Here is an 11909-nt window from a genome sequence, read left to right on the forward strand (position 1 = left end):
GTAGCAGTGGTAGCAGCACACAATTCCTGATCAGGTCCTGCGTTAGCAATAGATGGAGGGATATCATTGAATGTTATGGAAACTTGATCTGAGGTTGGCTGACATAAAGATGGATTGGTAAAATGAACGATTAGTAACTGTCCAAGTTAGGACATAAGTACCCAAAACATTGATATTAGATAATGTTGTAACAGGGCTATTAGGATTGTCAATAACTGCATTTCCTCCGGGCGGTTGAGAAGCAAATGTCCATGTTCCAATACCAACAGTTGGAGGTACGGCTGCTGTTTTATAAGTTGTCTGACAAGCTACTGTGTCGTCAGGACCAGCATTTGCTCCACTTGGAGGGGCATTCATTACGATTCTTACAATGTCAGACAAAGTTCGACAAGACGGACTTTCAAAAACCCATTCTAAAATATACAAACCTGGTACTGTTAGACCTGTAACTGTTGTGAGTGGTGCAGTAGGGGTTGTAATATTGGCCACGCTTCCTGAAGGTTGGAATACAAAACGCCATTCAAAAGTAGTAACATCAGGTGGCGGAACATTTCCTTGCAAAGTCGCAGTTCCGCTGACATCAGATATACATAACGTTTGGTCTGCACCGGCATCAGGAGGAATACTTGCTCCACTGAAAATTTCGACATTTACAGAATCAGATGATCCTGGACAAGTTGATCCATCAGGGAAAGTTGCATTAGAAGTGGTATAGGCAAAAACATAACTATTTCCAGGAACCACTGTAGCATTTGCAATATAACTATTAGGGGGAGATTGTGATATATGAACATCTGCTATATTACCAGATGTACTAGTAAGTGTCCATGTTCCAGTTGAATTTTCATTTCCTTTAAGCTGAATACTCGTGACATCACAATAAGTTTGATCAGCACCTGCATTTGCAGCTGGAGTAACTACTACAACCATATCGTCAAAAGTACCTTGACACAAGAAAATACTTTTTGCGGTTATAGTCCATCTAAAAGTGTATGTCCCCGCTACAAGTCCGTTGATGACAGTATTTGGATTTGTCGGATCGACTATAGTGGGCTGATTTGGTGCGCCAGTTAGTACAGACCACTGTCCAGTTTCAAAAAAACTGTCATACGTACTTCCTGCCATCGTAACGCTTGTACTGGCACAGACATTTTGATCTGGTCCTGCAACAGCTTGATGAGGCGGAATACCGATTGTTAAATTGATGTCATCAAATGCCTGACCACAGACTGAGGCATCTACCGTCCATCTAAAAATATAATAACCGCTGTAGGTAAAAGTAAAAACAGCATTTGGGTCATGTATATCGCTTATGGTATAGTTTCCAACACCAGAAATTCTTGTCCATGTTCCAACTGCACCACTGCTTGTTGTAGCGGCCATTGTAATTGTCGATCCGCATATTTCTTGATCTGAACCCGCATTTGCAGCTGGAGGTATATCTGCAATTGTTACTGAAACACTGCTCTGGTTTGATGCACAAAGTCTTGTTATAGTTTCTATAGACCAAGTAAAAACATAGGTTCCGTTTCCAGGAACAGTAACTAGTGTATTAGGATCGCTAGCATCGGCAAAAACAACTCCTGTCGATGGTGTCACTGACCAAATTCCTATTTCTAGAAAAGCAGGGGTATTACCGCTAAGGTTAAAAGAAGTGGTTCCCGAAGGATAACAAGCATCTGAACCAGCATCAGAAGTAGAGGCGGCTGTAGAATTATTTGTCCCAATTGTTACGGTATCAGAAACAGATGAACTACAAGATGGGCCAGGATGAAGGTAAGATACTGTCCATTGTAATTCGTATACTGATACGATTGATGTAAAACCTGTCGCGACAGCGTTTGGATCATTAACATTAGAAAATGTAATTGTATTTGGCCCAGAAACTTGGCTCCATGTGCCGATTTCTCCAGCTTGTACTGGCACAGCTGCAAGACGCACTTGAGCATTGGCACAAACAACTTGGTTACGACCAGCATCTGGAGTAGCCAATGAAGTATCAGATACATGAATAGTTACTGTTGAAACAGAAAAACCACAAGTTGCACCACCTCCTTTTGTTATATATTGAAAAACATAAGTTCCCGGTATAAGCCCTGTAACCTGAGTGTCAATGGCAAAATTATCAGCAATTACGGCTTGATCCCGCTAAGCTGGCTCCAAAAATGCATACCTTCTCCTGTTACGACTCCAGAAAGCATTGTGCTTGTATCACCGCAAGGTAAACTTACGTCAGATCCTGCATTAGAAGGTGTTGGGTCACCAGAAACAAGAATATTTAAAGTGTCAAAACCGTAATCACAGCCAGAAGTGAGTGAACCATTTTGACTTCTGATAAATTCAACCGTATACTCTCCAGATGTTGTAAGTGTTAAGGTTAGAGAGTCTCCAACATCTTGCAATGCAGTAGGAAAGGGAGCGAGAGGCGAGGTGTCTGGCCCAGATACAATTCTGTACTGATTTACTCCAGATCCTGTAACTGTAAGCGGAATAGTAAATACCGTTGCATTACAGCTTCCTACCATGTCATTACCATTATTGGCGACAATGCTTCTGGTTGCTCCGTTATATTGAACATGGTAATCTTTAGTAAAAACGCAACCCGTATTGCTGTTGGTAAGCGTATATCTAAACGTGTACGGATCACCCGCATCAGATATATTTGTAACTAATGTTGTTGGGTTTGTTGGAGAAACTATTATAGCGCCACTGTCTCCAGATATTTGTGTCCATTGAACAGTTTCACCTGCATACAAAGGTGTTTGCGCTACTAAGGTTACTTGATTAATAGTATTGTCGCAAAAGAAAATATTTTCGTCTCCACCAGGAAGAGTAGTAACATCTTGTGTCGCAGCAGGAACATTAATTGCAACTAAATCATTACCCGAAGCACAAGTGACCAGTTACAGTCCATCGAAAAGTATAAGTTCCTTGAACAAGATTTGAAATTCCAGTATTATTGGCGCTAGGATTGCTTATTGTTGGCGTATTTGGTCCGCTCACAAATGTCCATTGTCCATTTTGCCCATTAAGACCGCAGCCGCCATAAGTTGCATTAAGATTAGTGCTTTGTGTTGTGGTGTAACAATTACTAAGTGTTTGATCAGGTCCTGCAGAAACGGGTTTAACACCTCCGTAATTGGTTACTGTTATTTGAGAAGTAGTTCTGCAACGCTGTCCAGGGGCATATTCAGGTCCTTCAATAACCCACTGAAGAGTTGTAACGCCACAACTTGTCGCAGGCAAAGTTATAGTTGAGGTAGGCAGATTCGGAAAATTAATTACTACACCTGCATTATTAGAGCCAACAATTTCCCAATGTCCTTTTTCTCCAGTATTTTGAGGAGCATTTGCTGTAATAGATAAATTTCCTGTACTATTAGGACAGCTAGTGATATTAGCTCCAGCGCTTGCAGTCGTAATAGGCTGCACATTTACAACTTTATCCTGATAGGCTGTAATTCCGTCACCGCAAGTTGCGCTATATCTAAAAATATAAGTATTTCCTCCTGTATAACCAGAAATAGTGGTGCTTGGACTTGTTGGGGAATTAATAGTTACAGCTGGCCCGGAGATCTGAGTCCATTTGACTGTGCCGATAATAGGGCTAGGATTATTCCCAGTTAAAACCAATGCATCCGTCACACAAATGGTAACATTTAAAACTCCAGCGTTTACAGTACAGTTTTGCGCATTTGTTTTAAAAGTGACCAGAAACAGTATAAATGCAGCGAAAACTAGTTTTTTTGATAAAATGCAGATTTTCCAAGAAAAATAAAATTGTGCCATAAGCAATCAGGAATGAAAAGGCAGCACAGCAAATTTACAACTACCTCGAAATTAATAAATTGATTTTGAGCATTTGATTGTAGTTAAGATTTCGAATATATTTTGGGGTCACTCAAATTTAAAGAAAGATAGCCATGAAATGTTTTTTTGTATGTTGCATATTATAAAATGAAACAAGAAACACATTTTGAAACACTAAAAACTCATTATTTAAAAACAATAAAAAAATCTCTAAATATTTGATTTAGAGATTTTTTTATTCAATTAAAATGCTTCACCGATTCTGAAATAAATTCCCCAGTCTCCTTTACCGACTGCACCGTCCAGACCGACATTGAATTTTGATTTTTTGAAAGGATTATATCGGTAACCAACGCCACCTCCTGGATACATTTTCCAGTCAAAACTGGGAGTATCAGAACCGTAAATGGTCGCAATACCAAAAAAGCCAACCAATCCCATTTTCTTTCCAAAGTTGTATCGGTATTCGCCTTGAATATCCATTAATCCTGAACCCCTGTATTTTCCTTCAGAATAACCGCGAATATCTGTTCCGCCAATAGTACTTTGCTGTTCAAATGCAACATTTCCAAGTCCGAACTTGCCATAAAAGCGTGCCGCGATAACATCTTTGCCTTCGCGGTTAGGGATATATTTATTGGCTTGAAAAGAAATTCGATTGGATGCCAGTTCGTTATCTAAAAATTTCGGATAAGTAGACCAATCCATTCTAATTTTGTAACCCGTTGTCGGATAGTAAACGGCATCTCTCGTATCATACAATAAATTAAAGACAACTGCATTACTGTGAGAAATAGAAGAAGGAGAAATATCATCTTCATAAACGGTATTGTAATGTGCATACGTATAAGAAAGTCCGCCATAAAACTTGCCGACAATTTTCCTCTGTCCACCTATACCTAAAACAGTTGTTTTGGTTCCATAATCGTAAAAATCGGGCTGATCTATATCATCCACATAAAACTGTGAATTCTGATTTCCAGTAAAAAAGAAAAATTTTAAACGCCATTTGTCTTCATTTAAATACCATTTATTAAAAAATGCCAAAGCGTATGATTTATTGGTAGTATAAATGGCCGACATTCCAGACAGTGATTTAGGAGAAATAGTATCGTTGTGGTTGACTTTGTACATAGCCATCGGAATAACACCAAACATAAAATCTAGATTTCTATTGTAACTCAAATACGGCATTACTCTTAATTCAATTTTCTTTTCTTTAGGTTTTTCCGGAACAGAATCTTTAATTTTTTGACCGAAAGAAGAAGAGATAAAAGCAGTAAAAAAGAATAGGAGTAGAAAATGCCTCATTGTATAAATTTGTTTAGTGAAACTTATATTGGCTATAATTACTTAAAATTACGCTTTTCGGGTATATGTAAATTTAAATAAAAAATGTAAGTGTTTGAAATAAAAATAATTAAGATTGAGTTGTTGGATTAAAAATAGCGACAAGCTTTTCTAAAGCATTTTCAGAATGCAATTGTTCACCATTACTCAAAGTATCATTTAAAGCTTCTGCAGCTCTTTTCAACATTCGTTTTTCAAAATAAGAAATAGCAGTTTTTAAATCAGAAAACGAATTATTGGTTAAAAATTCTGCCAGTTCGAGACCGTCCAGCATAGCCAGATTAGCACCCTTTCCCGCAAAAGGAGGCATTCTATGTGCTGCATCGCCAAGAATGGTCAGGTTTTCTTGTGTTTCCCAAGATTGGTTTTGCGGAAAATAATACTGTGGACGAAATATAAAGTGCAATTCTTCACTTCTAAAAAATTCGTGCCACTCAGAACCCCAATCATTGTAAACCTCTTCAAACCAATTAAAAATCATCTGATTGTTTGTAAAATCCAAATCATTTTCAGTAATCCAGTTTTCTGGAATTTTACTGCTAAGAAGAAACATTAAAGAACCGTCTCCTTTTGTGCCGTACATGATAGTCTGTTCATTTCCTAAAGCGAGAACTTTTCCGCCTTTTGAAAATTCAAAAAGCTTAGGAGCATTTTCTTGGGCATTATAGATTGTACCTTCAATCATGGTTATACCAGAATAAAGGGGTTTTTGTGTGCTTAGATAAGAACGAATCTTGGAATTTGCTCCATCTGCGCCAATTACCAAATCGGCATAAACGGTTTTTCCATTTTTAAAGAACAATCTCCAGCCATTATTTTCTTTTTCCATAGAAAGAAATTGACTGTCCCAAACCATAGTTTCTTTCAAAAGCGAATGCAATAAAACAGCTCGAAGTTCTGAGCGATCTATTTCTGGACGTGGTTTTGATATATCCTGAAGGGAATCATGATTGTTTTCTGAATTTATCTGAGAAATGCTTTTCTGATCAGCATGCTCATCAAATTTCAATTCAAAATTCTGATTTAAAATTCGAGCTTTACTAGCATTTGGGCGAATCTTTTTGTAAAACTCATCTAGTAAATTTGCTTTTTCCATGGCTATTAAACCTGAATCTTCATGTAAATCTAAAGGAGAACCCTGTACACGAACTTTTGAGTTGAGGTCTCTTTCGTAAACCTTTACCTTTATATTTTGCAACTGTAAAAGACGGGCTAATACTAAACCACCCATTCCGCCGCCAACAATGGCAACCTGTTTATTTTGTAGTAACATAGTTTGTAGTTAAAATCTATGTTGCAAAATTATTTAGAGGAAAGAGCAGATAATAGTATAAATCGGTCGTTTTTGTTTTGAAAAAGCTCTTTTGGCAGTGATCCCGAAATTTTCTTGATTTCTTTAATAAAATGTGTTTGATCTGTAAAATTCTCCTCGGGAAAAAGTTTCCCTTTAGCAATATGTTCTAAGGAAGCACGAAAACGAAGAATAGAACAATAGGCCTTTAACGAAATGCCGAAATATTGATTAAAATACCGATTAATTTGACGGCTGCTCCAATTAGATTGTTCGGATAATTCTTTTACCGTCAGATTTCCGTTGGTTTCATAAATGAGTCTAAACAGTTTTTGTTTTCGAGTATCTATTTCCTTTACTAATAAAGACTCGATTTTTGAAGAAGCTTTTTCGCAAAACAATTCAAAATCATCTAAATCATTTTCGTTAAAATCCCAAAAGTTGTTTTCAAGCAGTTTTCCTGAGTTTAAAATTTCAGTAATGCTTTCGCGGAAGATATACTCAACAGCAGGAAGTTTAAAGCTAATGACAAAGGTCAAGCTATTGGCTGGAATTATCCCTTTTTCATACTGTTGCGTTCCTAAACCTAAAAGTCTAATTTGAAAAGAAGTTTCAGCGGTTTTCATCAAGGACAAATCAATTCGTCCATCGGGAAGGCCAATCGTTTCCAATGTTTGATCCGATTTATTTTGCATGCACCAAAAGCTCTCTACAAAATCTAAGAGTTTTTTGCTAGGTTTTATGGATTTGTATGCTAAATCGTTGAACATTATATCAAATTTTAAAGTGAAAGTAAACAAAATGTATTTTATTTCTAAGAAAAGAATCACTTATAGAAAGCTTATAAGAGACTTTCTAATTCGATAAAAAGTGCGATGAAAAACTTAACATTGGATAAGTTGTTGTATATTAGTTGTTTGTGTCTGTTTTTTAGGAGCAATGAAAAACTTAACATTGGCGAATACCTTTTTCAATATATCTTTGTTTATTATTTTTTGATGTTAATTTAATGATTTAATAACATTAAAAATTAGTTTAATTCAAAATAAATTTAATCAATTTCTTAAAATTAACAGAATAATGGCAAAAGAAATACTTGTTGATGAAATCAATCAGGAGGCAGAAGCTGTTTCGGTTATCTCTAATGACGAAATCGAGCAAAAAGAAACTCCGGTTTTAGAATCTGCTGAAACTCCAGAAACAAAACCAAAAACTAAAAGAGCTCCAAAGAAAGTGGCAGAAAAAGAGGCGAGTACAGTAGAAGAAGCTGTGCAAGAACCAACACAAATAGAAGAAATTTCGTCTGAGGCTGAAGAAGAAACATCTGAAGAAAACAACAATCAGCCAAAATCTAAAAAGAATAAAAAAATGAAAGAAAAAGACAAAGAGAAAAAGAGAAAAAGAAAAAAGCTGTTGCTAAGAAAAAAGAAAAAGCAAAAGATAAAAAGAAAGAGAAAGCTAAAAAAGCAAAACTAAAAGCTAAAGCTAAAAAGAAAGCAAAAGCTCAAAAAGCGAAAGACAAAGCAAAAGCGAAAAAAATCGCTAAAAAGAAAGCAAAAAGATCTAAAGCAAAGAAGAATAAGAAAAAATAATGGTTAATGCTTAATTGTAAATGGTGAATTGTTAATTGTTGAAGGTTATGTAGGATAGCTATAACTTTCTGACATTGTCAGGCTGAGCGTAGTCGAAGCCGAGCAAGATTCATCCATCTCGATAAAAGTATAAAGCCACAGATTACAAGATTGATACAGATTTTAAAAAATCATTTTAATCCTGTAATCTGTGGCTATTTTTTTTTTTTTAGGTTTGTTAGGCTGAGCGAAGTCGAAGCCCGCGCAAAGATTCATCTATTCCAATAAAATTACAAAGCCACAGATTACAAGATTAACACAGATTTTAAAAAATCATTTCAATCCTGTAATCTGTGGCTGTTATTATTGCAGTTTTCACATTTCACATTTCACCATTCACAATTTTTGAGTTTTTTTCTCTATCGCAAGTTTGTCAATTTTCTGAAGAAATTCGGGATCAAATTCGGAGTAAGCACGCAATCTATATTTTTCGTCTCTAATTTTCATTACGAGACGAATCTTCTGTACCATCAGCCAAATTGGCTCATATCTTTTATGGCCAAGCAAATATTGAATTTTAAGAATTGACATTTTTCGGTGGGAAAGCGTCATCAATTCAATGCAAATCATCCAATAACGAATAGGGAGATTGGAGTTTTCCATTACAGTTCCCGATCTTAAACTAATTCTACTTCCACATTTTCTGCACTGAAATTTTAAATCATTCTGACGAAAAGAATGTACGTCATGCCCACATTTTCGGCACAAAAGTCCATTTTCTAGACGTTTGTTTTTGAGCTCTTCAATACAAGTTGCTTCATCAGAATATTTTTCAAAATAAGCGCGTAATTCCATTTATATAATTCCTTATTTAGGTTTCGAAATATAAAATATTTTGAAGAAATGAAGATCACGTTGGAATAAAAAATAAAATGTTTTTTTTGCGTTTTCTGAATAGTATTGATTGTGCCGATATATTTCGCCCAATTTGGGCTTTGAGTTATATGGCAGAGCTCCGGAGGAGCGCACTATTTATAGAAAGAAATAGCACAAAAGATATAAAGCTCCAGAGGAGCGACATAAAAACAGGTTTAAAAAATAAAAAGGAATACTCGCGAACGACTATTCCTTTTTATCAAGGGGGGGCAAAACTTTGTTACAATTTACCTGCAATTTCTTTTTTATACTTATTAAGGATAGATTTTGTCATACCTAAATTAGCTTTTGTAGAATCTACAGCCAAATAAATAAAATAATCTTGATTATCAGAAACGTCGATAATGTGAATTTGAGAACTTAATGTAATCATTACATTGTCAATAACTTGACCGTTTAAATTCAAAGCTTTAATAGCATTCATTTTAGCTTTTACTACTTCTAGGTTGTATGCAGATGCCAATTCTGGATCAAAATCTGCAACTGCAGAGTGTGAATAATATGACATACCGCTTGCGATTTCAGCAACAGATACTGCGATGAAACCTGGGACGTTCTTTTTTAGGTCTTCCCCAAATTGCGTTAAGAAATCAGACATAGGTTTTTAGGATTTAATTAGATTGAATCGTTTTGGATGAGGCAAAATTAATTATACAATATTATTTAATTATCCGTAATGCGTACCTATTTTTAGGCAAATAATAAAATTAACATAAGTTCTAAAAATCAGTTTTTCTGATTTCTTTAATTGAATTTTGTTTCAATTTGAAAATGAAATAATTAAACTAAAAATGCTTCTGAAAAAGTGCTGCTGCACTATTTCAAAAGCATTTTCGTTTAAACAAAAATTAATTTTTTACTTGATTTCTGTTATAAAATCTTCTTGCGGAGTTCTTACTTTTTTCATGTTTACCAACCAATCATTTTCATGATCTCTATATCCTAGAGGTAAAACTAAAACACTCTTTAATCCAAGTTCGTTTAAACCTAAAAGTTTGTCTACTTCAGCAGGAATAAAACCTTCCATTGGAGTTGCATCTACTTCCTGTTCTGCAGCTGCAGCGATTGCAACACCAAACGAAATGTAAGCTTGTTTTGCAGCGTGGTTAGCATGCCATTCTTGTCCAAGTGGCTCGTACATTCCCCAAAGTCTTTGTTTGTATTCATCCATTGCATCAGCAGGAATTCCTCTTTCGGCAATTGTTCTGTCAAAAACAGCAGAGATTTTTTCTAAACTATAACCGTCCCAAGCAGCCCATACCAAAACGTGAGAAGCATCTGTAACTTGACTTTGGTCAAAACTAACCGTTCTAAGTTTGTCTTTTAATTCTTTGTTTGTGATAACAAAAATCTTATAAGGCTGTAATCCAGAAGAAGATGGTGCAAGTTTTGCAGCTTCAAGAATATAATCTACTTTTTCTTGCGGAACAGCTTGTCCGTTCATTTTTTTTGTAGCATAACGCCACTTTAGTGCATCTATTAAGGCCATTTTTTTTAATTGATTAAAATTGTATTCAAATGTAAAAACTTTAAGTGTATTTTTGTCATCCGATTACCAAAAGTAACTGTAACATCGAGGTAACCTACTAATAGAACATGATAAAAGAACCAATACACGATAAAAAATCATGCAACCAACACATTATGGCGGTGCATGATGCCATGTATATCTTAAACGGAAGATGGAAAATTTCTATAATTGCATCACTTTGCTTTAATACCTTAAGATTTACCGATTTATTGAGGGAAGTAGAAGGCATTTCGGGAAAAATGTTAAGCAGAGAATTAAAGAACCTTGAAGAAAACCAATTGGTTACCAGAACTGTTTTGAATACGCAGCCCATAACGGTCGAATATCAGTTAACAGAGTATGGGCATACTTTAAAAGAGGTAATTGATTCTTTGGCAAAATGGGGACATAATCACAGAAAAAAGATTACGGGTAAAGAGTAAATCAGCTTTTGAATTCTGAAATTCTCTGAAAAAATCCTTGTGTAGCCAGTTTTTGCTCCGTTTCTTCAATAGCTCTCAAAAGATTGTTCTGATTATCGGTGATTTCGTTTAATGCATTTTTCATCACCGTCCAAACTGGCTGCATTTTTACAACAAGTTCTTTTCCTTTGGCGGTAAGCACAATTAATCTCTTGCGTTCGTCTAACTTGTCTTTTTTAGAACTGATAAGTTTTTGTTTTTCTAATTCCTTCAATAAACTTATAGTTGACGGATGGCTATAGCCAATTTCGCTCGCAATTTCTACAACGCTAAGCATTTCTTTGATGTGAAGCGTATAGATTACAGGAAACCATTTCGGTTCAAAATCAATATCGAACGATTTGTAGATTAAGGCACCGTCTTTGCGCAACTGTTCGCTCAGACGCTGCAATCGCGTTGATATGGCTAATATTCCAATCTCGTCAATTATATTCATTTTTATTGCTTTAGGTTTAAATGACAAAAAACATTATCGGGTTTCATTAACGGAAAATCAGTTGGAAGCGCTTCTTTTTCGATTCTTACAAAATTATTCTTTTCGTAAAAACGCAAAGCCGCCTGCAGTAAAGAAACCGTTCCTAAATATAAGTCTTTAATTCCTTTTTCTTTGCTGTATGCAATTAGCTGCTCTAATAATTGTTGGGCAATTTGGAATTCTTTACCTCTGTATTCTTTCTTAACGAACATTTTTCTGATTGCTGCAGCTTCAGAATTGAATTTTACCAAAGCAATTGTGCCAACCAATTTTTCGTCTATAAAAGCGCCAAGAAAAATCCCGCCTGGTTTATAGTAAAAGTTCTCAATATCCAATAAATCAGGCTGATCTTCTAAAGTCACAGGAACATTAAATTCTTTTTGCTGAATGTGTAAAATCAAATCTACGATTTCATTTTCGTATTTATTTTGTATAGGCTGAATGTGCATTTGTCTTGTAAATTAAATATGTGTACAAAACTACG

The 11909-nt window shown here is 35.5% G+C and carries 12 protein-coding genes and 1 pseudogene; 2 read left to right on the top strand and 11 right to left on the bottom strand.

The genetic code is table 11. The features are described from left to right. Positions 1 to 63: 63 nt before the first annotated feature. From ACPWTF_RS23195 to ACPWTF_RS23220, 6 genes are all read right to left on the bottom strand, one after another. Positions 64 to 1992 (bottom strand): hypothetical protein, encoded by a 1929-nt coding sequence (locus ACPWTF_RS23195; protein ID WP_427873388.1) that lies wholly within the window; start codon positions 1990 to 1992, stop codon positions 64 to 66. A gap of 140 nt (positions 1993 to 2132) precedes the next feature. Next, positions 2133 to 2756 carry a hypothetical protein gene (locus tag ACPWTF_RS23200; protein ID WP_427873390.1) on the bottom strand — a complete coding sequence of 208 codons (624 nt, stop codon included), beginning with the start codon at positions 2754 to 2756 and terminating at the stop codon, positions 2133 to 2135. A 124-nt stretch (positions 2757 to 2880) separates the two neighbouring features. After that, on the bottom strand, positions 2881 to 3789 hold the full coding sequence (locus ACPWTF_RS23205; protein ID WP_427873392.1) for a PKD domain-containing protein: 909 nt from the start codon (positions 3787 to 3789) through the stop codon (positions 2881 to 2883). A 264-nt stretch (positions 3790 to 4053) separates the two neighbouring features. Continuing rightward, a complete protein-coding gene (locus ACPWTF_RS23210; RefSeq protein ID WP_427873394.1) occupies positions 4054 to 5121 on the bottom strand; it encodes a BamA/TamA family outer membrane protein in 1068 nt (355 codons plus the stop codon). Positions 5122 to 5230: 109 nt separating this feature from the next. Continuing rightward, positions 5231 to 6433, bottom strand: a complete 1203-nt coding sequence (locus tag ACPWTF_RS23215) for an FAD-dependent oxidoreductase (protein ID WP_427873396.1) — start codon at positions 6431 to 6433, stop codon at positions 5231 to 5233. A gap of 29 nt (positions 6434 to 6462) precedes the next feature. Beyond that, positions 6463 to 7221, bottom strand: coding sequence for a helix-turn-helix domain-containing protein (locus ACPWTF_RS23220; protein WP_427873398.1), 759 nt, complete (start codon positions 7219 to 7221; stop codon positions 6463 to 6465). 310 nt (positions 7222 to 7531) lie between these two features. Between ACPWTF_RS23220 and ACPWTF_RS23225 the strand changes: the two genes are divergently transcribed. Continuing rightward, positions 7532 to 7927: a hypothetical protein gene (locus tag ACPWTF_RS23225; RefSeq protein WP_427873399.1), complete on the top strand. Its 396-nt coding sequence runs from the start codon at positions 7532 to 7534 to the stop codon at positions 7925 to 7927. Positions 7928 to 8427: 500 nt separating this feature from the next. On the opposite strand, the pseudogene ACPWTF_RS23230 reads toward ACPWTF_RS23225, so the two are convergent. The 3 genes and pseudogenes from ACPWTF_RS23230 to ACPWTF_RS23240 form a co-directional block, all read right to left on the bottom strand. Next, positions 8428 to 8877: pseudogene (locus ACPWTF_RS23230) on the bottom strand (transposase); the annotation flags it as partial. Between the two features lie 301 nt (positions 8878 to 9178). Continuing rightward, the gene (locus tag ACPWTF_RS23235) at positions 9179 to 9556 is read right to left on the bottom strand and encodes a hypothetical protein (protein WP_095927542.1); all 378 of its coding nucleotides are present in this window, start codon (positions 9554 to 9556) and stop codon (positions 9179 to 9181) included. Between the two features lie 258 nt (positions 9557 to 9814). Further along, positions 9815 to 10447: a nitroreductase family protein gene (locus tag ACPWTF_RS23240; protein ID WP_250835827.1), complete on the bottom strand. Its 633-nt coding sequence runs from the start codon at positions 10445 to 10447 to the stop codon at positions 9815 to 9817. Positions 10448 to 10554: 107 nt separating this feature from the next. Here ACPWTF_RS23240 and ACPWTF_RS23245 point away from each other — a divergent pair, with 107 nt between their 5' ends. Then, complete coding sequence (locus ACPWTF_RS23245) at positions 10555 to 10911, top strand: winged helix-turn-helix transcriptional regulator (protein ID WP_427873402.1); 357 nt, start codon at positions 10555 to 10557, stop codon at positions 10909 to 10911. 1 nt (position 10912) lies between these two features. Here the strand turns inward: ACPWTF_RS23245 and ACPWTF_RS23250 are convergent, their stop codons facing one another. Together ACPWTF_RS23250 and ACPWTF_RS23255 are read right to left on the bottom strand one after the other, a co-directional pair. After that, positions 10913 to 11386, bottom strand: a complete 474-nt coding sequence (locus tag ACPWTF_RS23250) for a MarR family winged helix-turn-helix transcriptional regulator (protein ID WP_427873404.1) — start codon at positions 11384 to 11386, stop codon at positions 10913 to 10915. A 2-nt stretch (positions 11387 to 11388) separates the two neighbouring features. Continuing rightward, entirely contained in the window at positions 11389 to 11874 is a 486-nt protein-coding gene (locus ACPWTF_RS23255; protein WP_427873406.1) for a GNAT family N-acetyltransferase, read from the bottom strand. Between the last annotated feature and the right edge of the window lie 35 nt (positions 11875 to 11909).

It is taken from the genome of Flavobacterium sp. MMS24-S5 (assembly GCF_050320125.1).
GTDB lineage: Bacteria > Bacteroidota > Bacteroidia > Flavobacteriales > Flavobacteriaceae > Flavobacterium > Flavobacterium tyrosinilyticum.